Genomic DNA, 23,032 nt, shown 5'->3' with positions numbered 1-23,032 from the left:
AACAGTTAAGCTCCACAACAAAAAAAGCCCTGATTCGATGATCGAATCAAGACTTTTCATTCATTCCAAATGTTCAGCACTCAGTCACGCGGAAGACGGCTCTGCTCACCTTTATCCGAATCCTGAAGGGCCCAGATCGTTGTTGCACACTCTGCAGCAGCTCGGGCAAGCTTCAGGGACTCATACAGGTTTCCAGGCAGAAGCAGAGGTTCTATTCGGGAACGTGTTTCCTTGACGGATTGGCGCATAATGGTTGGGATACTCCTTTGATCATCTTATGTTAATGAACCGAATTATCCCTCATTATGGCCTGTTCCCCAATCAATTATGCATGCGTTTCTTGACGAATAGGGCTTTCAAGCATTAATGTCACTGGTCCCCAATTCGTGAAAGTCACATCCATCATCGCTCCGAAACGTCCGGTTTCCACCTGAATTCCTTTATCACGTAGCAGCTGATTAAACGTTTCATACAACAATTCCGCCGCTTCAGGTCTGGCTGCAGCTGCAAAGCTTGGGCGTTTTCCTTTGCGGCAATCTCCGTACAATGTAAATTGTGAGACAGATAATACAGCCCCGCCCACATCCATTAGACTGAGATTCATCTTTTCCTGCTCATCCTCAAAGATTCGGAGTCCAGCAATTTTGTCTGCCAAATAGATGGCATCCTTCTCCGTGTCCTCATGTGTAATTCCCACGAGCAACATCAATCCGGATTCAATTCTCCCCGTCAGCTCGTCTCCAACGGTCACCTGGGCCTCTTTACAGCGTTGTACAAGCACCCTCATCTTACAGGCTCCTTACTGCATAATCCGATGCACCGAATAAACATCTTTCACCCGTTTGATCCGTTCCACAACCGAATGCAGATGCTCCGTATTACGAATCAGAATTGTGACGTGCACCAATGCTAATTTATTTTTATCTGTACGCCCGGTGACGGCAGATATATTGGTTTTACTTTCGGAAACAGCCTGAAGAACTTCATTGAGCAAGCCGTTACGATCGTGGCCCGTAATCTCAATATCCACGCTGTAGTTTGCTTCAATATTCTCTTCCCACTCGACTTCAATGACGCGAGCTGCTTCTTCCCCATCCGTACTGGACGGAATATTTGGACAGTCCGTTCGATGCACCGAAACCCCACGTCCACGTGTAACATACCCGATAATAGCATCCCCTGGTACAGGGTTACAGCAGCGCGCAAAGCGAACAAGTAAATTGTCTATACCTTTGACACGGATGCCATTGGTCGGACGGTTTTTGCGTTCAGGTGCAGGCTTCAGCTCACGCATCTCGGAGTTCAGTTCAAGCAAACTGGATTCTTCCTGCTCCTTGCGAAGTTTCTCCGTTGCTTTGGTCACGATCTGTGCAGCCGTAATGCCACCGAAGCCAACAGCTGCGAGCATATCCTCAATATCATTGAAGGCATACTTTTTGGCTGCTTCCTGCAACTTATCGTCTGTCATCCAGGCAGATGGATCAAGTCCCATGCGCTTAAGTTCACGTTCACAACTGTCGCGTCCTTTTTCAACGTTTTCTTCCCGCCGTTCCTTCTTGAACCATTGCTTGATCTTCGCTCGTGCGTGAGAGGATTTTGCAATTTTAAGCCAGTCCTGACTCGGTCCATAAGAATGTTTGGACGTTAAAATTTCAATGATATCGCCTGTTTTGAGATGATAATCGAGTGGAACGATACGACCATTTACTTTGGCACCAATTGTCCGATTACCCACCTCTGTATGGATTCTATATGCAAAATCCAATGGAACAGATCCAGTAGGCAATTCGATAACTTCACCTTTTGGCGTGAATACAAACACCAGATCAGAGAAGAAATCCATTTTAAGCGATTCTACAAATTCAGACGCATCCTGCGCTTCATTTTGAAGTTCAAGAATCTCGCGGAAGAACGTAATTTTATCTTCAAAATTATTTCCGTTTCCGTTCGTAGCGCCTTCCTTGTAGGCCCAGTGGGCAGCAATACCGAATTCAGCGGTGCGGTGCATATCCCATGTCCGGATCTGGACTTCAGTTGGTTCCCCATTCGGACCTACGACTGTGGTATGCAGCGATTGATACATGTTTGCCTTCGGCATCGCAATATAGTCCTTGAAACGTCCAGGCATTGGTTTCCATAACGTGTGTATAATGCCGAGGGTAGCATAACAATCCTTGATGTTATCCACAATAATACGAATCGCAAGCAGATCATAAATCTCGTTAAACTGTTTGTTTTTCGTTGTCATTTTTTTGAACACACTGTAGATGTGCTTAGGTCGACCAGACAGATCTGCCTGAATTCCCATCTCATCCAGCTTGCTCGTAATACCGTCCATAACCGTATCAATATATTGCTCACGTTCCGCACGCTTTTTGTGCATCAGGTTGGCAATTCGGTAATATTGCTGCGGATTCAAATAACGGAGGGCGATGTCCTCCATTTCCCATTTAATTGCAGATATACCCAGACGGTTCGCAATCGGACAGAAAATCTCCAACGTTTCATATGAAATCCGACGTTGGCTTTCTTCCGACTGAAACTTGAGTGTCCGCATATTATGCAGACGGTCAGCCAATTTGATCACGATGACACGGATGTCCTGCGCCATGGCGATGAACATTTTGCGGTAGTTCTCGTTCTGCTGTTCTTCCTTGGAGCGGAACTGAATACGTTCCAGCTTCGTCAAGCCGTCAACAAGCATGGCACACGTATTGCCGAAATGATTGCGGATTTCTTCAAGTGAAACCGTAGTATCTTCTACTACATCATGAAGAAGCGCTGCAATTATGGAGATGGTGTCCATCTGCATGTTTACAACAATATCGGCAACCGCAAGCGGATGCAGAATATACGGTTCTCCCGATTTTCGCGTCTGTCCATGGTGGGCCTGATCAGCAAATTCGTAAGCTTCACGTATGCGCACCAGATCGGGTTCTTTGATATATGCCCCGGCCTTCTCGAGTAATTGCTCTATGCCCATTCTGATCTGTTCCGTGTCCTTTCTATACAAAATGGAACCCGTGACATGATATCAACACAGGTTCCCCGTAAAAGTAATTTCCTATAATTATGACGCTTCGCCCGTTTCCCGTCAACTACTGACGAATAAGAGCACATATCCAATTTTTTTATATGTTATGTGTCATTCGCCAAAGTTGTTGTCCGATATTCAACAGAGGTTGGAAATCATCCTCATTTATTATGTATTATTACCGTTATTTACCGAAATAGAAGGATCCATTCGCAAAATAAAAATACTTTATCTGCGCTTAGTGGAAAAATGTTATTGCTAAATGAAGAGAAACTCTGTACTATATTGAAGATTTGTGTTTCGGAAAAAAGGAGATGAACATTCATTGCAACGTGAAATTCAGGTTAATCAAAAAATGCCGCTTGGCTCAGGCTCACTGTTGAGTCTCCAGCATTTGTTCGCCATGTTTGGCAGCACGGTACTTGTGCCGAACCTGTTCGGTGTCGATCCAAGTATGATCTTGCTTATGAACGGAATTGGTACATTGTTGTACATACTCATGTGTAAAGGAAAGATTCCGGCCTATCTGGGGTCAAGCTTTGCTTTTATCGCACCTGTTTCTTCCGTGTTAATCGCACACCCTGATAACGGATACTCCATGGCACTTGGAGCATTCATCGTAACGGGAGTTGTTTTCTGCATTGTAGCTCTTATCATCAAGTATGCGGGCACAGGCTGGATTAACGTGGTATTCCCACCAGCAGTTATGGGCGCGATTGTTGCCCTAATTGGTCTCGAGCTTGTCCCTGTGGCAGCAGGAATGGCTGGTTTGATCAATTCAAACCCTGCTGAGAATCCCGACTGGGTACCTCAAGCCAAACCGATTATTTTAGCCCTAGTTACTCTTGGGATCACTGTTATTGGTGCAGTAACCTTCCGTGGGTTCCCCAAGATCATTCACATTCTAATCGGGATTGTATCCGGTTACGTCCTTGGATACTTTATGGGTGAGGTAAAAACCGGGAATATAGCGAACGCTGACTTTATCTCGCTGCCTACAGTAACAACTCCAACATTTGACTGGTCTGTCATCTTCACCATTTTGCCTGTCGCCCTTGTTGTCATTGTTGAGCACATCGGGCATCTGCTTGTAACGAGCAGCATTGTGGGCAAAGATCTGTCCAAGGACCCGGGTCTGCATCGCTCCCTGCTCGGAAACGGCGTTTCAACCATTCTTTCCGGTTTCGTTGGGTCAACACCGAATACAACGTATGGTGAAAATATTGGGGTTATGGCTCTGACCCGGGTTTACTCCACGTATGTTATTGGTGGTGCTGCCGTTATCGCGATCGTGCTTTCGTTCTCGGGTACGTTCTCTGCACTTATAGCCAACATTCCCGTTCCAGTTATGGGTGGTGTATCTTTGCTTCTGTTCGGAGTGATTGCGGCATCCGGTTTGCGTATTCTGGTCGAACAGAAAGTGGATTTTGCCAGACCGACCAATCTCTTGTTAACTACCCTTGTACTGGTCATCGGACTCAGTGGTACTGAGATCACGTTTTATGGTGTTCATCTGAAGGGAATGGCTCTGGCAACCATCGTCGGAATTTTGCTGAGCTTGTTGTTTAAATTATTTGAAGTACTGGGTTGGTCGAATGATCAAACGGAGAAACAGCCGTTAACGGAAAAAACTCCGGATTGATTTCTTCTGACTGGTCTGAACGAACAATGTTTATTCATTCTTCATTTTATACATCGTACAATGCAAAAAGCCTGCTCTCTCACCTTTACGGGTTGAGGAACAGGCTTTTTTTTGCAAATAGTTAATGCTGTATATTATTTCCCGGGAAACGGGAGATCCAGTTCACGTGATTTAACAGCAATGAATGCCGGAATTCTAGTAGTTCATTAATGTAAATACATCAATTCCCGGCAATTTTGCACGTCCATTCAGATCAGACAGCTCAATAAGGAATGCTGCACCTACAATCTTGCCACCCAATTGTTCAATCAGGTTAATGGAGGTAGCAATAGTTCCGCCTGTCGCCAGCAGATCATCCGCAATCAGGACATTTTGTCCTTTTTCGATCGCATCTGTATGCATAGCAAGCGTATCTTTGCCATATTCAAGATCATAACCGACTTCGATCGTCTCTCCAGGCAATTTTCCGCTTTTACGGATCGGAGCAAAACCGACGCCCAGAGCGTACGCTAGAGGAGCGCCCACAACGAATCCACGTGCTTCAGGTCCAGCAATAACGTCAATTTTGAGATCCGAAACCATTACTTTCAGCTCATTGATCGCCTTGCGGTACATTTCTCCATCCTTCAACAATGTCGTAATGTCTTTGAAGCTGATTCCCGGTTGTGGAAAGTCAGGAATGACACGAATATAATCTTTAAAATCCAAAATAATCTCCTCCTAAAATAAATAGCACAACTTCTATCTAAGATACGCCCTTCATCCGGGATATCATCCATTGTGTCAGCTGAGGGGTCGATGCATCCAGCATCACCTGCTCTGTCTCGGCCATGCTCTCCAGCGCCTGATAATGACGCGAAGCGGTTAGCTCACGCTTGGGTGGGTTATCCACAAACACAATCTTTCCAGCTTCTCGAGTAATGAACGATAACTCCTCAAAAACATCCAACATCATGGTAATCATGCGCGGCGAGCAGCCACACTGACGACTGAGCACAGGAGTGATCTCTTGTTCCTCCACGGGTTCAGCTCTCCATTTGGACACCAGCATATAAATACGCTTGAAGAGTTCTCTGGAGGGCATCTGAAGGCGATCTCGGCGGTTGCCTGATCCGTGCAGAAGGATGATATTCTCGGCTCCGCTGAATAAAGCCAGCATTGCATCAAGTTGTTCCGGGGTTTCCGGCGTATCAAACACAAATAACGTCCGGACCTGTTCCTGCCCATAATGCTGCGCGGCAGCATTGCACGGAAACAAACCGACCTTTCTATCATATACCCAAAGGCACGGTTCATACAATGAATTTCCCTCGGAAACATTCGTTTCTTTCCGAACGATGGCACCAATAGAGCCTGACTTGTATCGTAAATGTATTTCAAGCGAACTCAAGAACTGCTTCATCGCGTTCAGGGGCTCCGTACTACCTCTTAAATCAAAAACTTGCGCATGTGGGACCTGAATGTCCTGCAGCATCAATTGTGGTTTCCTCATCCCGTTCCACTCATTAACGGACAACTCGCCCATAACATCAATGATGGAGCCTGGCGGCAGAAACTCAGCTAATGCTCCCTTGCCAAAAGCGACTGTTTCCAATTGCTGACCATCCTGCTCCAAAACCAGTTTCAGATGACGTTTTTCCCGTCCCATCGTCCGTGTTTCTTTTACAGTCACATCGCGAAATACAAAACGTGGAGAAGGATTGCTCATGCCAAACGGCTGGAGTCTGTCGATCTCTTGAATGACCTGCAGTGGCACATCACTGATTCTGCATTCGTCATCTGCAAGACGATGCGGCACAAAGTCCTCCTCCGTCAGTACGGATGCCGCAAACTCATTCAGTCCGGCTTCCAGCTCTTTAAGTTGATCACGATGAAGGCTCATACCTGCTGCAGCTGGATGACCACCATAATGGTCCATCGTGTGTTTGCAAGCAGTTAATGCCTCATAGATGTCCAGCCCCTCTATGGAGCGTGCTGAGCCTTTACAAGCGCCGCTCTCCGGGTCAATGCCCAGGATAAGCGTTGGCCGATAATACCGTTCAAGTAACTTGGAAGCTACGATACCTACAACTCCAACATTCCAGCCTTCCCCCGCTAAAACGATGACATCCGGCACTGCTCCGGAATTAAGCTGGATTTTCTGCTCCAACTGGGTTGTCGCTTCCAAAAGTATGCCCTCAACAACCTGTTGCCTTTCACGATTCAGCAAGTCCAGTTGGCCTGCAAGAGTGTGTGCCTCATCCAGATCCTCGGTTGTAAGCAGCGATACAGCTCGACCCGCATGATCCAGACGTCCGCTTGCATTAATACGCGGAGCCATGGCAAAGGCAATATTGATTGAAGTGACCTGACTTGGATCCACGCCACTTATTTCAAGCAGAGCACTTACACCAGGCAGACGTGTACCTCTCATCGACTCAACACCATAACTGACGATAACCCGGTTCTCGCCTTCCAAAGGCATCAGATCGGCAACCGTACCAATCGCAGCAATTTCCATCCATTCTCCAGGCACTTCTCCGATCAATGCCTGAGCCAGCTTCAACGCTACCCCCGCACCAGCTAATCCTTTAAAAGGATAAGGACAGTCCGGAAGTTTCGGATTAATAAGCGTATACGCCTCAGGCAAAACTTCAGGTGGTTCATGGTGATCCGTCACAATGACTTCCATTCCCAGTGTGGCAGCATAAGCAATCTGCTCTACCGCACTAATTCCGGTATCTACCGTGATCACCAGCGTGACTCCTTGTTGATGAGCCCAATCCAAGGCATGATTGTGTAATCCGTACCCTTCATTGGAACGATGAGGAATATAGATATCGTAGGAAGCCCCGAGATAACGCATCAGATGGATCATCAGCGATGTACTGGACACTCCGTCCGCGTCGTAGTCCCCATAAATTAAAATATGTTCTTCACGCTCAATGGCCTGCTGGATTCGAGGCACAGCTTCTTTCATACCTAGAAGCAGATATGGATCATGCATCTGATTCATATCAGGATGCAGAAATTGTTCTGCCTCAGTTTCATTATGAACCCCCCGACTGACCAGCAAACGTCCAACAAGTGATGAAACGGAAAGCGCCTGCGAGAGTCCCGCAGCCGCCTCCAAATCGATATTCGGTGTGTTCCACCGGTATTGCGAATAAAGCAATGATAACGCTCCTTTCCTGATCTACTGGACCAAGCTTCATTACTGAATTAATGTCGCTTCAGGATCTGGCAGTTCATGATTGGATTTATAAGGATATCCAGGATCATAAGGTACAGCCTGGATCTGTACTTCTTTCACATGACTGAAACGAGTTAAGAGAAGTGTCTTCGCCCGATTCGCAATCTCTTGTGCCTCAAGCACGGAAATTCTAGGGTTCACACTAATGACCAGTTCAATCGTAACATCATGTTCCTGTTCACGTGCTACCAAATGTTCAATCGTAATAATGCCATATACACGCTGCACCGTCTCTTTGAAGTCAAGCGCTTCTTCCTGTTCCAATTCCTGAACAAGTGAACCATATACGGTATCCACAATCATTCTGTAGCCTTTGTGAAGCACAAAACAGGAAGCGATCAATGCAGCAGCGGGATCCATATATCGAAGAATACTCCACCCCATCGTTTCTCCTGTCATGGAACCTACAATGCCGACCAGGACGATAAGTGAACAATAGAGCGCCCGACGATGTTGCTGTGCATAAGCCAAAGCCTGCGATTGATTTCGTTTACGGAAATATCGGTATTGATATTGAAAGATTGCTTCTTTCACAGCCAGTGCTGCAAAAGCTACTACAAGTGCATGGGTATACTTCTCTAGCGATTCTGGTACATCTCCAGACAGACTCCCCAAAGCGGAGATAGCGATCTGCAATCCTCCCATAAGGATGAGCACAGATAATAATACCGAAATTCCAGGTCTTGCGATACGTGAATGTTCCTTTGACCGCTCCCTACGAGCCTTTCTTTTTGTTTCTACAGACTTCGAGGGAAAGAGGCCGGACAATGAAGAAGCAGCTTCTGAAGCAGAGTGCAGGCCGTCTGCAAGCAACGATTTGCTGTTTGCCATATAACCGAACCCAGCCTTGATTACTGCAAGTGTCAAATTCCCGGCGATCCCGCTCCACGTGGCAGCGTGAACAGAAGGGAAACGTTCTCTGGTCATGGCGATGCCCCCCTTAATACTCTACCAAAAGTTGCAAAACCGCGCCTGGCAGACGCGGCTTGACAATACAATGTTTAGTTGGACGCTTTAACAGCTGCTTTAGGTTTCTCTGTTTGTTTACCTTTGAGCGCCAGCCATAATGGAGCGGCGATGTAGATCGAAGAATATGCACCGAACAATGTTCCGATGACCATAGCAAGTGAGAACATGCGAATGGATTCTCCACCAAAAATAAACAAGCAGAGCGAAGCGACAAACACGGTGAATGTTGTATTCAGGGAACGTGTCATCGTTTGCGCCAAACTGCGGTTGACTACTTCACGCAAATCGGCTTTCGAAGTCTTTTTAGCAAAACGCATATTCTCACGAATCCGGTCGAAGATAACGATTGTATCATTGATCGAGAATCCGACAATGGTGAGTACAGCCGTAATGAAGGTCAGATTCACTTCCAGTCGGAAGATCGAGAACACACTAATCACTACAAACGCATCATGGAAGAGCGCAATGACAGCAGCCAAACCAAACCGCCATTCAAATCGGATGGCTACATAGATCATAATCCCGATACTTGCGATAAGAACCGCATATATGGCATTACGTTCAAGCTCTTTAGCCATCTCTGGGTCAACCGTGTTGACTTCATAAGAAGCGGTCGAATCCAGCTTGGTAAACTCTTGCTTAAACTTACTTTCCTGAGTTTCATCCAGTACGTTTGAGAAACGAACGTTAACCCGATCTGCACCAGGTGTAATATGAACATCTTTTGTGTCAACACCAAGGTCACTAACAATAGGCTTGATTTGCTCCGTTGTGATTGCTTTGGAGACCGTAATATCGACATTAGAACCCGAACGGAAATCTACCGCATAATTTAATCCCAGTGCCAAGATGCTAACGATACCTGCGATTGTTAATATGATGGAAAAGGCATAGGCAAATTTACTGCCTTTCACATAGTCAAAATTCCAATTAAAGCGCACGAATTTCACTCTCCTTCACTCCGAAGTACTTAGGCTTCTTCAATACGTTAGCCCGCACAAGCAGGGTCAACAGGAAGCGGGAGAAGAAAATATTCGTGATAATGCTGGTCACAATGTCAAAAATCAGTACGAGGGCGAAACCTTTAACCGCACCTGTACCCATGAAGAACATAACGGATGCAGCAATAATGGTTGTGATGTTAGAGTCAATAATTGTACGGAAGGAATGTTTACCTCCTGCTTTAACCGAAGACAATATCGACTTGCCACTGCGCATTTCTTCCTTGATCCGCTCGTACGTGATGATGTTGGCATCTACGGCCATACCTATACCCAAGATAAATGCCGCGATCCCTGGAAGGGTAAGTACGAATTCTCCCATATAGAAGATTGCAAGTACCAGCCACGTATGTGTAATCAGAGCGAAACTCGCAATAATCCCCGGAATACGGTACAGACCAATCATGAACACCAGGATAATTACGGAACCAATTAATCCCGCTTTAATCGTCTGGTCCAGAGATAGCTTACCAAGTGTTGCACCTACGCTTTGAGAGTACTTCTCTGTCAGTTTCAACGGCAACGCACCCAAATTAATGGTATCGCGTAGCTGATTAGCTTCCTCACGTGAGTAGTTACCCGTGATTTGTGCAGAGCCGTCACTCAGCTGCTGCTGCACGGTTGGAGCGGATAACAGTTGATCATCCAGATAAATGGCTAAAGGTTGTCCAATCAAACGTTTGGTAATTTCAGCAAACTTCGCTTTGTCTTTAACCTGAATATCGATCATTGGGGCGTTCAACTGGTTAAATACCACTTTGGCACCATTCTCCACGAACTCATTTCCCCGAAGCTCGATTTTGGTGTATTCGCCTTCTTTGTCATTCTCAGCTTTACTGCGGAAGGTCATGACAGCAGGTTCTTTCATTTTGGCTCTGACTTCAGCCTCGTCGGTCACTCCTGCCAGCTTCAAACGGATCCGGTTCGTTCCTTCAGTTGTTACTTCCGGCTCGCTTGTTCCGAGCGCATTGGCACGGCTCTCCAGACTTTTTGCTGTTTGCACCAAAGATGCTTTGGTGACTTGTTGTCCTTGTTCCAGCGGCTCTGCTTCATATAAGATCTCGTAGCCTCCTTTTAAATCAAGGCCCAAGCGTATATTTTTGAGCAGCCCTGGACTTGTGCCCAACATTACTCCTGCGGTCACAAGCACGACCAAAATGAAACTGACGATTCTTTTCATGCCGTTCCTAGATCCCCTTTCGTTCTCAATATTCCCATTATAGCGATGCCGTAAAAAGCAGTCAATTTCCAACAAAAAAGATCCCTTTCGCTAGAAAGAGGACCCCCGGTATGCAGACACGGTCATAAAGTTCATAAAGCTTGTTGCTTTCAGTGACAATATGTCGTTCACCAGTTGGTGAAGCGGTGGAATGCCCTGCTTTTCATATTTATGACTGATGCAATTCCAGACATCTTTGCTGGTGACATATTCGTAACCGACAAGCCTTAGTTCCTCTGCTTTGCTACGGCAGAGCATCTCTATAGACTTTTCCAACTCCACATCATTCATTTCTTCCAACGGGGAGCCTCCCTTCATACATCCAAGCCTTTATGCGGCATCAATATTACATCATTCGACTTTACCCGATCATATTCCTTCTTGCTGGTGATGGATCTTTTTGTTAATCGTGTCCAAGTTGTCATGAGAAGATATTGGACTGGCATAGGATGAAGAACGACGGCTTTGTCCCGTTTATGAATATCTGTACTCCAACCGGGAAAGAGGGGTAGTCTTGAAGAAACAGACATTTATCCAGGGAGCCATGATCCTGCTCGCCGCAGGCATTATTAATCGGATTCTCGGGTTCATCCCGCGCATTGCGCTGCCACGGGTTATTGGTGCAGAAGGTGTTGGCATCTATCAACTGAGCTATCCCTTTTTCATCGTACTCGTCACATTAATCACTGGCGGTATTCCATTGGCTGTAGCCAAGCTCGTAGCCGAAGCGGATACAGGTGCCAACCGTTATTCACCCCAGCGAATTCTTCAAATCAGTCTAAGCTTCACACTGACCCTTGGCGTTGTGTTTATGTTTTTGTGCATTATCTTCGCTCCATGGGTCACCCGTTATGTGCTGACCGATGAGAGGGTCTATCACACGTTTGTCAGCATGAGCCCTATGATTGCCATCATCGCCGTATCTGCAGTCTACAGAGGATATTTCCAGGGGAAACAAAACATGATGCCTACGGCTGTTTCATCAATCGTAGAAACGGTCATTCGTATTATCTGTGTGATCTGGTTTTCCTGGCTCCTCTTACCCCGAGGAATTGCTCAAGCTGCTGCAGGAGCCATGCTTGGAGCACTCGTCGGAGAATTCGTCGGCATGCTTGTATTACTGTGGAACTATGCTAGACAGAAGAAATATATCGATCAACATCATCCTGTACTCGAATCTCCAATCGAAACCAAATCTGCTATTTCAAAAAACTCAACCGGATCAGAGCCTGGACTTCTGCGTCGATTACTCGCGATTTCCGTACCCGTAACTGCCGGACGGTTAGTTGGTTCCCTCTCCTATCTCGCTGAGACAATTGTAACCGCTCAAAGTCTAGCTATTGCAGGTATCTCCAAAGGGCTCGCCACGGCCCAGTATGGAGCATTACAGGGCATGATTATCCCGCTACTTCTCTTACCGGGAGCATTAACGTCCTCGTTAGCCACGTCACTTGTCCCTTCATTGTCTGAGGCCTCGGCTCAAGGTGACCGTGCGCTCATTCATAAACGGATGCATCAGGCGCTACGGCTAGCACTTGTAACAGGTGCTCCATTTTCTGTGTTTATGTATGTGCTTGCCGAACCGATGTGTCTTGTCCTGTATAATGATTCATCGATCGGAAGCATGCTTAAGCTGATGGCTCCTTTTGCTTTATTTATTTACATTCAAGCTCCTCTTCAAGCCGCCCTTCAAGCATTGGATCGTCCGGGAAAGGCACTGCTCAATACATTTATTGGTGCTGTCATCAAAATCACATTGATTTTGGTACTCGCCTCCCGTCCGGAATACGGTATATTTGGTGCGGTGATTGCCATTTGTGTGAATTCAACGGTCGTTACGCTTTTACATGCAAGAAGTGTCCGCAACCTGTTACAGTTCCGTTTCAAGGTAATGGATTGGGTCAAAACAGGCACTGGTATGGTTATCATGGGCGCCGCTACTCTGGTCATTTATGAACAGACTGCATCCTTGCTTCCGTTTTGGATCAGAATGCTTCTAGCGCCCCTTGTTGGTCTAATCGTTTATTTCATGGTTATGGGTTGGACCAAAATGATTGATTTTCACGATCTTTCCCGTGCTCCCATTATTGGTTCCTGGTTTAAACGCCGTTCCTAGACATCAGTTATCTTTATCATCTTTGGAACTTACATAAACTTTCTCGTTATGATCGATGGAACAGATAAACACGTCTTTAAAGTCCATAATACCTTTTTGCTGAATCTGATTTTTAAGCCAAAATCTCGTTTTCTGAATCAGTTCAAGGTTCTGATCCTGAACTTTCCCATCCATGATCAATGGCAATGGCAGCCCTTCATATTTGATATTCTCAAACCCATCTATTTTATTTTTCTTTGCTTTTTGTTTGGAATTATGTCCTGATGAGCCGCTGTTGCCGCTCGAAGAACTCTGACCCTTTGAAAAAACAGTCAACTTGCCTGTTGTCTCCAATATGGCGAAGTCAACTTCACCAATGCTGTCTATATTTTGTTCGCGAAGTTGCTGGAGCAAATCGTCCAGATTGTAACGCTGTTTGCGCATCTCATCTCGATGCAATTTACCTTTGGAAATTAACACTGTCGGTTTGCCATCAATCATCAGCCGCAGCTTCCGGCTTTTGAGACTGAGAAAAGCTATGGCAATCTGTACTACCAGTACTGTCAGCATCGGTACAATACCATGGAATAACGGCTTATTGATATCCTCTATAACAAATGCCGCAATTTCCGCGAGCATGATGGATACGACCAGATCAAACATGGATAGCTTCCCGATTTCACGTTTACCCATTATCCGAATTGAGCCATAAACAATAAAGTACATGAGCATGGTTCGAAAGATATGTGCTCCGACATCTGAGAAATTCACAACAGGGGTCCTCCTTCGGATCTGAATTTTATACAGGTACCTGAAGCGTAATCCCTATTTTGGCCTGAAGCTCACATGCTCATGCAAATATAATCCATTCATTTAATGGAAAATTCAGTTCATAAGTCAGAAGGCTTGACCATACACTGTATTAATTTCAAACTTGTACAAGGGGGTTGCTTCATGCAGTTGATTCGCCGAATGGTTTCATTTCGAATGTCTAACCCGGTTCTTTCGGGCCTCTGTCATGCTTTTGTGTGGATGATGTTAGGCGCACTGATTCTATCCTTCTTTCTCTGGATGACCGGAATGCGGGAACAGGATCTTTCCCTGTATACGTACGTTGTTCATGGCTTGTCTTTGCTGGTTGGTGGATTTGTATCTGGCAAGAGGTCAGGTGAGCGAGGCTGGTACCACGGAGGTATTACCGGAATCGTATACGGATTAATCGTATTGCTGATCGGGTTTCTGGCACTGGATGCCTCATTCAATTGGAAAGACAGCCTGCAACTCGCAAGTGCATTCCTGATTTCTGCACTAGGCGGCATATTTGGAGTCAACACCCGAAGATCATAGAAAGTAGATTGAGATGTAACGTTTATATGAGAAAAAGAAAAAGAGAACCGGGTCTCCAAGGAGACCCAGTTCTCTGATAATGAAGAATACGCTGCAAACGTACTCATAGCCTTACAGGCTTTTTGAACATCTATGATTTATTCAGCCGTTTCACGAGCAACTGCACTGCTAATCGCATTACGATCGAAAGTCAGTTTAGTAACATCGTTTACACGCAATACAACCACATCATCTGTGATCTCAGCAATTGTTCCGTGAAGACCACCGATTGTCACAATTTTATCGCCTTTTTTCAATTGACTTAACATGGAATTACGTTGCTTCTGTTTTTTGTTCTGTGGACGAATCATCAAGAAGTAAAAAATTGCAACCATGAGTACCAAAGGTACAATCAAAGATACAATTCCACCGCCAGCATTAGCGGTTGTAGCTGGTAATGCCTGGAACATGTAAAACTCCCCCTTATCGACTATACTTACAAATAATGCTTGTTACTGCGGTTCCGCAAAAACCTGATCAGAAACCTTTGTCATTGTCATGAAGACCATATTGATCGAAAAATTCATCCCGGAAATCAAGCAAACGATCTTCCATTATGGCTTTACGCACATTGCGCATCAGATTCTGCAAGAAATGAAGATTGTGGATGGTCGTCAAACGTAAGCCAAACGTTTCATCCGCTTTGATTAAATGACGCAAATAGGCTCTTGAATAGTTACGACAAGTATAGCAATCGCATTCAGGGTCTAGTGGCCCAAAATCGGTTGCAAACTTGGCATTACGAACTACCAGACGTCCTTGGCTGGTCATCGTTGTTCCGTTACGGGCAATTCGGGTAGGCAGAACACAATCGAACATGTCCACTCCACGAATCGATCCCTCAATCAATGCATCGGGTGAACCTACACCCATTAAATAGCGTGGTTTATTGGATGGCAACAAAGGAACAGTGTAATCCAGTACCCCATACATCAAATGTTTCGGTTCTCCAACACTCAGTCCACCAATAGCATAACCCGGGAAATCCATGGAAGTCAAATCTGCCGCGCTCTGGCGACGAAGATCTTCGTGCATGCCACCCTGTACGATGGCAAACAGTCCTTGATCATTAGGACGAGCATGACTTTCCAGACAACGTTCTGCCCAGCGGCTCGTTCTTTCAAGTGATTTTTTTACATATTCATACTCAGCCGGATACGGCGGGCACTCATCAAATGCCATCATAATATCAGAACCCAGTGCATTCTGGATTTCCATTGCCACTTCAGGCGAAAGGAATTTTTTGTCTCCGTTTAGATGGGAGCGGAAGTTAACGCCTTCCTCCGTAATTTTGCGCATCTCACTAAGAGAAAACACTTGAAACCCGCCGCTATCAGTCAAAATCGGACGATCCCAGTTCATAAATTTGTGCAGGCCGCCTGCTTGACGAATAATTTCATGTCCGGGTCTCAGGAACAGATGATAGGTATTGCTCAGAATAATCTGTGCATCCATCTCTTTCAGTTCTTCGGGACTCATTGTCTTCACTGTCGCCTGTGTTCCCACAGGCATGAAGGTTGGTGTCTCAATAATACCGTGAGGTGTATGTACACGTCCCAAACGAGCTCCGGATTGTTTACAGGTTTTGATATGTTCGTACGTAATTGCTGCCATTGGTTTTAATCATCCTCTAAAAATTAATCGTATTACCTTCACATCTTAATAAATCAACATGGCATCGCCAAAACTGAAGAAACGGTATTGTTCTTTAATTGCTTCCTCATATGCATGCATGATTTGTTCTCTTCCCGCAAGTGCACTGACCAGCATGACCAACGTGGATTTGGGGAGATGAAAATTTGTAAGCATCCCGTCGATTACTTTGAACGTATATCCCGGATAGATAAAGATCTTGGTCCAGCCGCTGCTCTCTTGCAACTGCCCGTCTTCAAACTTGCTGCCTACCGTTTCAAGTGTTCGACAACTTGTCGTTCCTACTGCAAATATACGGTTGCCACGTTTTTTCGTTTCATTAATCAGATCCGCTGTCTCTTGAGACAAAGAGTAGTATTCCTCATGCATGACATGCTCTTCAACATTGTCTACCGACATCGGCCGAAATGTTCCGAGTCCCACGTGAAGCGTGATGAAAGCTACATTAACTCCTTTATCCCGAATCCGATTCAACAGTTCCTCTGTAAAATGTAATCCTGCTGTCGGTGCAGCGGCTGATCCTTCGTGTTTTGCATATACCGTTTGATACCTTTCCCGGTCATCCAGTGTCTCTCTAATATAAGGAGGCAAAGGCATTTCACCCAGACGATCCAGAATCTCCTGAAAGATTCCATCATAGGAGAATGTAAGCAAACGCGCTCCCATTTCGCCTTCCTCATCAATGACGGCCTTGAGCTCGTCACTAAAAACGATAACGGAGCCGGCTTTCAGCTTCTTGCCTGGTTTAACCAGGGCTTCCCATCGATCGCCCTCCACGTTTTTGAGCAGGAGCACTTCCGCCTTTGCCCCCGTGTCCTCTTTGGTTCCGAACAAACGCGCTGGAAGAACACGTGTATCATTCAGCACCAGTGTATCTCCAGGCTGAAGGAATTCGATAATATCAGGGAACGTGTGATGGTTAACTTCACCGCTATCCTTATTTAAGGTAAGCAGCCGGGACGCCGTGCGGTCAAGCAGTGGCGTCTGTGCAATCAATTTCTCCGGCAATTCAAAATCATATAAGTTCACATTCATATCAGATTCATTCCTTAACAATAGTCACATTTTGATAATAGTGTTTCAATATTGCCTGGTAATCATACCCTTCATCTGCCATGCCTTTGGCACCCCATTGGGACAAGCCTAATCCGTGCCCATTCCCCTGACCTATGATCATGAAGCTTTGGCCCTGAGTTACAGCTCGTGCTTGGCCGTCACCACTCATAACCACAAGAGCATTACTGGATGAAGTTCCTGTTCCCGAGGCAGATAGTACAGCAGCACCCTGTGAGCCGGTTTTGCTTGCTGTTTTGCCGTCAGCGCCTAATACAGTATAACTTCCGGTCCCTGCAATATCAAATAAAGTACTCGGTAATCCACCTAAAGCCGAGCGGTATGAATCTGCATATTTTACCGTCATGGGCTGGCCGTTGGCTGTTACTTCAAGTGCTCTTCCTGATGGCCCGCGCTTGGTCACTTCAAGCGTTGAGATCGAAGATGGAACAGCAGAAGTCGTTTTACCCTGGAGGGTTTTAACCAACTGGGCTGAAGTGAATGGCCCTCTTACCCAAGCATAATCGTTGGACTGTGGCACTTTGGCCAGAACAACAGCCTCGTTGCCTGGATTCATTTTCGCTACCGGATCAACATTGGATTGAATTAACGGAACGGGGCGTACATTGGTATTTTGGGCAGTAACCGTCACTTTGGCTAAACCCGCATCTGTTTTGGTCGTTAATTCTTTTACATTATCCTCTCGGATATATCCGCTGACTCCTGTACTCAACAGCACATGATACCATGTCTGTAATCCAGCTTGGACCGATGTATCTCCAGGGCTATCCACATTACTGAACACTCCCACGCCTCCGTTCCATACCTCGGATGGGTGAGCAGTCTGTCCACCCGCATTGGAAGAGAATACAGCTTCTACGATTTTACCATCGCTCTTGATAACTTCTCCAGAGGTGGCATCAACCGCACTGGAGACTTTATCATTCTCTGAACCCATTCCGTTGTATGCCTGACTCAGCGTGGTATCCACAACATTGGCAATTTTAAAACGATCTCCCTGTTGAAGCGCATAAGAGCGTGCAGCGACAGCTTGTACTTTCAGCGCTTCTGCTGGCCAGGATGAATAAACTTCTGCACCAACAACAGAGTATAAATATTGCTCCAGTGGGACTACATTAACCAAAGCCAAATCGCCGCTTACAATGCTAATTTCCATGTCACCGCGATACGTTCGCCCGGAACGTTCCACCACTTTGATTCCACTACCGTCTCCTTGCACAAAAGCTTTGGCTTCACTTCCAGCAATGGTGTAATGAGGGGCTGTTTTAAGTGTATCCGTGCTTAACCCCGCGTCCTGACGTATGATAAGCGCAGCACTATTACTGTTTACGGGAGATAGACTTACTCCTGGAACACTGGCTTCCACATTCTTCTTGAATGCAGACAGATCAGCATCTGATGAGGCTTCACCCACCCATACAGCATAGCCTTGACTCCCTCCATCCAATTGAAGCACCGTATAGGAAGTAACTCCTGCCGATGAAAGGGATGCTTGTGCAGCTTCTGCCTCTTGAAGTGAACTATATACTCCTGCAGAAAGACGTTTGCTGCCCGTAACCGCTGGTTTTTGTCCACCCAGTTGGGCTGCAGCCACTTTTTGTACACGTGCTACCGCTTGTCCAGCCAACGCTTCTGTTGCATAGTTTCCGGTGTAGAGCTGGTAGGTTGATTTACCATTCAGAGAGGTTGTAAACAACAATGGTTTATCACTCGTAGCCTGCAACAACTTTGAAGCTGCTGCCGCCGTTTTGAAATCTGCTGTTTCCAACACTTTGACGCGGAATCCATCCGCACTAAAACGGATTTGCCCAGCTGGAAGAGTTATACTCGCCCCGCTTTCCGAACCGATATTCCATTTCCCACTCGACTCAAGCGTAATCAGTGGTGTAGTGGATTTATACGTACTTCCCAGGTTCGCAAACATGGCTACCCGGATCATCTGCCCATCACCTTCAGCAGCATATACAGGCACTTGCAGGCACCCTACCGTTAACAGAGCGGCGGCCAAAACCTTCAAACGCCGACTCCACTTCTTTGTTTGTGTTGCTTTCCCCACGATCAGTCTCCTCTCCATGTTTGTCCAAAGTTGTATATTAAGATAAATCTCATTGACATATTATCACAATTATTTGGCGTCTCTCGGTGGAACTGGCAAACCCAGATGATGATAGGCCAGGTCCGTTACAATTCTGCCTCTCGGTGTACGCTGAAGCATGCCAATCTGCAATAGATAGGGCTCGTATACATCCTCAATGGTCTGACTCTCCTCGCCAATCGTAGCGGCAATCGTATCCAGACCCACCGGGCCTCCCCGGAAACTGTTAATCATTGATTTGAGCATCTTGTGATCGATCTCGTCCAGACCACGTGGATCAATCTGAAGACGTTGCAGTGCTTCTTCTGCCAGAGCCTGTGTGATGATACCATCGCCCCGTACCTGGGCAAAGTCACGTACTCTTTTTAGCAATCGATTGGCAATCCTCGGTGTCCCACGGGAGCGTAATGCGATCTCTTCGGCGGCATTACCTACAATCTCCACTCCCAGAATCTCTGAGGCGCGTGAGACGATGTAGGCCAGCTCATCCACCGTGTAGAACTCCAGCCGACTGATAACACCAAACCGGTCTCTGAGAGGAGCAGACAGCAAACCTGCACGGGTTGTAGCTCCAATCAGCGTAAAGGATGGCAGATCAAGACGTACGGAGCGGGCACTTGGGCCTTTTCCGATCATGATATCCAACGCAAAGTCTTCCATGGCGGGATACATCACTTCTTCTACCGTCCGATGAAGGCGATGAATCTCGTCAATAAACAGGACATCCCCTTCTTGCAGGTTGGTAAGCAAGGCAGCCAGATCACCTGGGCGTTCAATCGCAGGTCCCGATGTTGTGCGTAAGTTAACACCCAATTCATTGGCAATGATATTGGCAAGTGTTGTTTTACCAAGTCCAGGCGGGCCATATAACAACACATGATCGAGTGCCTCATTACGCATCTTGGCCGCCTCAATGTATATTTTCAAATTCTCCTTGACCTGGTTCTGCCCGATATATTCATTCAAGTACCGGGGACGAAGGCTAAGCTCCACAGCTTGATCCTCCATCATCAGGTTCGCGGAAATAATCCGGTCATCCATGTTCATCCCTACCTTTTTTATGCGGCTTACTGCTCTATTATAGAGGCAAAATTAATTATCCCGTAAACAGCATTTGCAGTGCCCGTTTCATCAACACATCAACAGAATCCGCCGAAGTAACATCTTTCTTCAGTTTGAGCCAAACTTTATCCAGTTCACTGTCGGTATAACCCAACGCCTTAAGCCCTTCACGAGCCTCATCCCAGGCAGAGCCGCTTCCCACTTCTTCCGAAGGAGGGGCAAACAAACCTGTTGCATACGTTGCAGCACCGAAACCATCCAATTTGTCCTTAAGGTCCAGTATCATGCGCTGCGCTGTTTTCTTACCAATCCCCGGCAGTTTGGTCAGGAACGTCAGATTCTCTTGATAAATTGCAGTCACGACATGGTCGGGCGTACCGCCAGCGAGTATACCCAGAGCAACTTTGGGTCCAATACCTGATACCTCGATCAGCTTGCGAAATAACTTCTGTTCCTCACGAGTAGCAAAGCCAAACAGCAACATCGCATCTTCACGTACATGGTGATGAGTATACACCATAATTTCGCCTTCTTGCTTCGCAAATGCAAAAGGGTTTGGACAGAATACACGATAACCAACGCCGTGCACATCAAGCACAATATATTCATTCTCCAGATGTACGAACTGTCCTCTTAGGAAATCAATCATTTTCGCAATACCTCATTCAACTTGGAATTTAATGTATATGAGTGTGCATGACACACTGCCACAGCCAAAGCATCTGCTACGTCATCCGGCTTCGGGATCACCTGTAAACGCAAAAACATTTTGACCATCTCCTGCACTTGCCGCTTCTCTGCTTTTCCGTATCCCACAATCGCCTGCTTAATCTGCATCGGGGTATATTCAGCTATAGGTAGTCCCTTCTGGGCAGCAGCCAGTACCATGACACCTCTAGCCTGACTTACAGACATCGCTGTTGTGACGTTACGATTGAAAAAAAGTTTCTCCAACGCTACCGCGTCTGGTTTATATTTATCAATCAGCTGTACCATGCCCTCATATACATGAAGCAGCCGTTCCTCTTCAGGGGTATGAGCTTCTGTCTGAATACAGCCATATTGTACAGGTGTTACCTTACTGCCGATTTTATCCACAAAACCAAAACCAACAATCGCAATCCCCGGGTCAATTCCCAAAAAACGCAAATCCATCTCTCCCTTACAAAAGCGAACATATGTATCGTTCATTTCATTATAACAAAAGATAGACCCTACGGCAGGAAAAACTTTGTCCTTTCATATACTCGCCTGAGTTCGTGAGTAACCTACAATCCTTATCTCCTATATTCAGGTGTTTCGGTCATGGAACGACAAAAAGGACATCTTTCGATGTCCTTCGTTTCACTTCGTATATTATATAACCTGCAAATGTCCTGCGACCAGTAACCTCACCTCTAGGCCACATAAACAGATACATTCAATGCAGATCAGCCTGTTCTTTTATCCGCCATTACGGATTTCTTTATTGGCCTCATCTACCGCATAATCGCTGAACGTTGAGATTACGCTGTCATACTCATCTTTGTCCTGGACACGGATACCTTGTTGTAACTGTTCCAACACACCTTCAGGCAATGATGTCTCCAACGTACCTACGTCCATTTGAAAAAAAGTACGGATGACTTTCTCTTCTGTAGGCCGTCCTTCGTAAAGATTAAGATTACCCACAGCATCTATGCTAATATACGCCTGCTCTTTACATAATGGAGAAAGATCATCCACATGTTGCTTAATGCGTAACACTTCCGCCGATTCAACCTCAGCATCCCAATCCGGGTGTTGAACGAGCAGCATCTTCAATTGAGGAACCGCCATCTTACCCAATTGTTCCGTTTCTACCCCACAGATATATTGAGTCTCCAATACAACACTCGTTAAACGGTCCGGATCAGACCCGAGTTGTTCCATCAAAGTCTGAATTTCTTGCTCAGACCTTTGTTCACTCGCAGCAGGTCCCATTACGGATACAGCCTCACTGAAATTGGTTGTTAATAAACGCTCAATTGCAGAAGAAATCGGCAAACCACTGTATGCCAGTATGGCTACAGCAACTAACGCTGAAGACATCCACACTGTTCTTTTCCATCGGCGCCAGCGTCTCTTGAATTGTTTTTTGAAGTTAAACGTGTTCACTTGAACCCCTTCTATCACTTTTTAAACCTATTGTGACCGAAAGAACTGGGGTTTATGCAAAATTAACCTAAGGCACCAGCAATACTTTGCGCTTGAACGTAAACCGAATGAGATCTATATTTATACCTTATTATAGGTTGTCATGAACTAAGAGGTTGTGATTGCATAGAATAGAATCAACTTTTAAAGAAAAATAAAAATACGGACTATCTATTAAATAGATAATCCGTATTTTCTGAGATCGGGATGACACGATTTGAACATGCGACCCCCTGGTCCCAAACCAGGTGCTCTACCAAGCTGAGCTACATCCCGTTATATATACCGGCGAGAGGACTCGAACCTCCACGGTTTCCCACTCGATTTTGAGTCGAGCGCGTCTGCCATTCCGCCACGCCGGCAAAGTATGAAGATATAATGGCGCGCCCTGAGAG

21 protein-coding genes and 2 tRNA genes are annotated in these 23,032 nt (G+C 46.0%); 3 read left to right on the top strand and 20 right to left on the bottom strand.

What is annotated here, in order from left to right; translation table 11 throughout:
* Positions 1 to 80: 80 nt before the first annotated feature.
* The 3 genes from DC345_RS31715 to DC345_RS12770 form a co-directional block, all read right to left on the bottom strand.
* The gene (locus tag DC345_RS31715; protein ID WP_160319650.1) at positions 81 to 248 is read right to left on the bottom strand and encodes a hypothetical protein; all 168 of its coding nucleotides are present in this window, start codon (positions 246 to 248) and stop codon (positions 81 to 83) included.
* 77 nt (positions 249 to 325) lie between these two features.
* Positions 326 to 787 (bottom strand): D-aminoacyl-tRNA deacylase, encoded by a 462-nt coding sequence (gene dtd, locus DC345_RS12775; RefSeq protein ID WP_113053425.1) that lies wholly within the window; start codon positions 785 to 787, stop codon positions 326 to 328.
* A gap of 12 nt (positions 788 to 799) precedes the next feature.
* The gene (locus tag DC345_RS12770; protein ID WP_110002001.1) at positions 800 to 2,983 is read right to left on the bottom strand and encodes a RelA/SpoT family protein; all 2,184 of its coding nucleotides are present in this window, start codon (positions 2,981 to 2,983) and stop codon (positions 800 to 802) included.
* 376 nt (positions 2,984 to 3,359) lie between these two features.
* On the opposite strand from DC345_RS12770, the gene uraA reads away from it, so the two are divergent.
* Positions 3,360 to 4,676: a uracil permease gene (uraA, locus tag DC345_RS12765; RefSeq protein WP_113053424.1), complete on the top strand. Its 1,317-nt coding sequence runs from the start codon at positions 3,360 to 3,362 to the stop codon at positions 4,674 to 4,676.
* Between the two features lie 195 nt (positions 4,677 to 4,871).
* On the opposite strand, the gene DC345_RS12760 is transcribed toward uraA, so the two are convergent.
* From DC345_RS12760 to DC345_RS12735, 6 genes are all read right to left on the bottom strand, one after another.
* On the bottom strand, positions 4,872 to 5,384 hold the full coding sequence (locus tag DC345_RS12760; RefSeq protein WP_024633046.1) for an adenine phosphoribosyltransferase: 513 nt from the start codon (positions 5,382 to 5,384) through the stop codon (positions 4,872 to 4,874).
* A 37-nt stretch (positions 5,385 to 5,421) separates the two neighbouring features.
* Entirely contained in the window at positions 5,422 to 7,830 is a 2,409-nt protein-coding gene (gene recJ / locus DC345_RS12755; RefSeq protein WP_113053423.1) for a single-stranded-DNA-specific exonuclease RecJ, read from the bottom strand.
* A gap of 39 nt (positions 7,831 to 7,869) precedes the next feature.
* On the bottom strand, positions 7,870 to 8,835 hold the full coding sequence (locus DC345_RS12750; protein ID WP_113053422.1) for a cation diffusion facilitator family transporter: 966 nt from the start codon (positions 8,833 to 8,835) through the stop codon (positions 7,870 to 7,872).
* Between the two features lie 74 nt (positions 8,836 to 8,909).
* Complete coding sequence (gene secF, locus DC345_RS12745) at positions 8,910 to 9,818, bottom strand: protein translocase subunit SecF (protein ID WP_113053421.1); 909 nt, start codon at positions 9,816 to 9,818, stop codon at positions 8,910 to 8,912.
* Positions 9,808 to 11,058, bottom strand: coding sequence for a protein translocase subunit SecD (gene secD, locus DC345_RS12740; RefSeq protein ID WP_113053420.1), 1,251 nt, complete (start codon positions 11,056 to 11,058; stop codon positions 9,808 to 9,810). Before secD ends, secF begins: the two co-directional genes overlap by 11 nt.
* A gap of 90 nt (positions 11,059 to 11,148) precedes the next feature.
* Positions 11,149 to 11,388, bottom strand: coding sequence for a post-transcriptional regulator (locus DC345_RS12735; protein WP_258530673.1), 240 nt, complete (start codon positions 11,386 to 11,388; stop codon positions 11,149 to 11,151).
* Positions 11,389 to 11,611: 223 nt separating this feature from the next.
* Between DC345_RS12735 and spoVB the strand changes: the two genes are divergently transcribed.
* Entirely contained in the window at positions 11,612 to 13,213 is a 1,602-nt protein-coding gene (spoVB, locus tag DC345_RS12730; protein ID WP_113053418.1) for a stage V sporulation protein B, read from the top strand.
* Positions 13,214 to 13,216: 3 nt separating this feature from the next.
* On the opposite strand, the gene DC345_RS12725 is transcribed toward spoVB, so the two are convergent.
* The gene (locus DC345_RS12725) at positions 13,217 to 13,924 is read right to left on the bottom strand and encodes a YetF domain-containing protein (RefSeq protein WP_113053734.1); all 708 of its coding nucleotides are present in this window, start codon (positions 13,922 to 13,924) and stop codon (positions 13,217 to 13,219) included.
* A 222-nt stretch (positions 13,925 to 14,146) separates the two neighbouring features.
* On the opposite strand from DC345_RS12725, the gene DC345_RS12720 reads away from it, so the two are divergent.
* Positions 14,147 to 14,539: a TIGR04086 family membrane protein gene (locus DC345_RS12720; protein ID WP_076287744.1), complete on the top strand. Its 393-nt coding sequence runs from the start codon at positions 14,147 to 14,149 to the stop codon at positions 14,537 to 14,539.
* Positions 14,540 to 14,676: 137 nt separating this feature from the next.
* Here the strand turns inward: DC345_RS12720 and yajC are convergent, their stop codons facing one another.
* The 10 genes from yajC to DC345_RS12670 all read right to left on the bottom strand — a co-directional run bounded on the left by yajC (position 14,677) and on the right by DC345_RS12670 (position 22,999).
* Positions 14,677 to 14,988 (bottom strand): preprotein translocase subunit YajC, encoded by a 312-nt coding sequence (gene yajC / locus DC345_RS12715; protein WP_110002009.1) that lies wholly within the window; start codon positions 14,986 to 14,988, stop codon positions 14,677 to 14,679.
* A gap of 67 nt (positions 14,989 to 15,055) precedes the next feature.
* Positions 15,056 to 16,192, bottom strand: a complete 1,137-nt coding sequence (gene tgt / locus DC345_RS12710; RefSeq protein ID WP_062325081.1) for a tRNA guanosine(34) transglycosylase Tgt — start codon at positions 16,190 to 16,192, stop codon at positions 15,056 to 15,058.
* 45 nt (positions 16,193 to 16,237) lie between these two features.
* On the bottom strand, positions 16,238 to 17,266 hold the full coding sequence (gene queA / locus DC345_RS12705) for a tRNA preQ1(34) S-adenosylmethionine ribosyltransferase-isomerase QueA (RefSeq protein ID WP_113053417.1): 1,029 nt from the start codon (positions 17,264 to 17,266) through the stop codon (positions 16,238 to 16,240).
* A gap of 7 nt (positions 17,267 to 17,273) precedes the next feature.
* On the bottom strand, positions 17,274 to 19,379 hold the full coding sequence (locus DC345_RS12700) for a SpoIID/LytB domain-containing protein (protein ID WP_113053416.1): 2,106 nt from the start codon (positions 19,377 to 19,379) through the stop codon (positions 17,274 to 17,276).
* A gap of 51 nt (positions 19,380 to 19,430) precedes the next feature.
* Positions 19,431 to 20,441, bottom strand: a complete 1,011-nt coding sequence (gene ruvB, locus DC345_RS12695; protein WP_053779099.1) for a Holliday junction branch migration DNA helicase RuvB — start codon at positions 20,439 to 20,441, stop codon at positions 19,431 to 19,433.
* A gap of 55 nt (positions 20,442 to 20,496) precedes the next feature.
* Entirely contained in the window at positions 20,497 to 21,111 is a 615-nt protein-coding gene (ruvA, locus tag DC345_RS12690) for a Holliday junction branch migration protein RuvA (RefSeq protein ID WP_110002011.1), read from the bottom strand.
* Positions 21,108 to 21,611 (bottom strand): crossover junction endodeoxyribonuclease RuvC, encoded by a 504-nt coding sequence (ruvC, locus tag DC345_RS12685; protein ID WP_053779097.1) that lies wholly within the window; start codon positions 21,609 to 21,611, stop codon positions 21,108 to 21,110. Before ruvC ends, ruvA begins: the two co-directional genes overlap by 4 nt.
* A gap of 294 nt (positions 21,612 to 21,905) precedes the next feature.
* Positions 21,906 to 22,598: a BofC C-terminal domain-containing protein gene (locus tag DC345_RS12680; protein WP_113053415.1), complete on the bottom strand. Its 693-nt coding sequence runs from the start codon at positions 22,596 to 22,598 to the stop codon at positions 21,906 to 21,908.
* A gap of 241 nt (positions 22,599 to 22,839) precedes the next feature.
* Positions 22,840 to 22,913: transfer RNA gene (locus tag DC345_RS12675), tRNA-Pro, on the bottom strand.
* A 7-nt stretch (positions 22,914 to 22,920) separates the two neighbouring features.
* Positions 22,921 to 22,999: transfer RNA gene (locus DC345_RS12670), tRNA-Leu, on the bottom strand.
* Between the last annotated feature and the right edge of the window lie 33 nt (positions 23,000 to 23,032).

Source organism: Paenibacillus taichungensis, from assembly GCF_003287275.1.
Lineage (GTDB): Bacteria > Bacillota > Bacilli > Paenibacillales > Paenibacillaceae > Paenibacillus > Paenibacillus taichungensis_A.
The sequence above is the reverse complement of the archived record's forward strand: the minus strand, read 5'-3'. Positions and strand labels throughout refer to the sequence as shown.

Coding starts and splice junctions, on each gene's coding strand:
- DC345_RS31715 (WP_160319650.1), bottom strand. CDS start 248: ATGCGCCAATCCGTCAAGGAAACACGTTCCCGAATAGAACCTCTGCTT.
- dtd (WP_113053425.1), bottom strand. CDS start 787: ATGAGGGTGCTTGTACAACGCTGTAAAGAGGCCCAGGTGACCGTTGGA.
- DC345_RS12770 (WP_110002001.1), bottom strand. CDS start 2,983: ATGGGCATAGAGCAATTACTCGAGAAGGCCGGGGCATATATCAAAGAA.
- DC345_RS12750 (WP_113053422.1), bottom strand. CDS start 8,835: ATGACCAGAGAACGTTTCCCTTCTGTTCACGCTGCCACGTGGAGCGGG.
- secD (WP_113053420.1), bottom strand. CDS start 11,058: ATGAAAAGAATCGTCAGTTTCATTTTGGTCGTGCTTGTGACCGCAGGA.
- DC345_RS12735 (WP_258530673.1), bottom strand. CDS start 11,388: ATGAATGATGTGGAGTTGGAAAAGTCTATAGAGATGCTCTGCCGTAGC.
- DC345_RS12725 (WP_113053734.1), bottom strand. CDS start 13,924: ATGCTCATGTACTTTATTGTTTATGGCTCAATTCGGATAATGGGTAAA.
- DC345_RS12720 (WP_076287744.1), top strand. CDS start 14,147: ATGCAGTTGATTCGCCGAATGGTTTCATTTCGAATGTCTAACCCGGTT.
- yajC (WP_110002009.1), bottom strand. CDS start 14,988: ATGTTCCAGGCATTACCAGCTACAACCGCTAATGCTGGCGGTGGAATT.
- tgt (WP_062325081.1), bottom strand. CDS start 16,192: ATGGCAGCAATTACGTACGAACATATCAAAACCTGTAAACAATCCGGA.
- queA (WP_113053417.1), bottom strand. CDS start 17,266: ATGAATGTGAACTTATATGATTTTGAATTGCCGGAGAAATTGATTGCA.
- DC345_RS12700 (WP_113053416.1), bottom strand. CDS start 19,379: ATGGAGAGGAGACTGATCGTGGGGAAAGCAACACAAACAAAGAAGTGG.
- ruvB (WP_053779099.1), bottom strand. CDS start 20,441: ATGGATGACCGGATTATTTCCGCGAACCTGATGATGGAGGATCAAGCT.
- ruvA (WP_110002011.1), bottom strand. CDS start 21,111: ATGATTGATTTCCTAAGAGGACAGTTCGTACATCTGGAGAATGAATAT.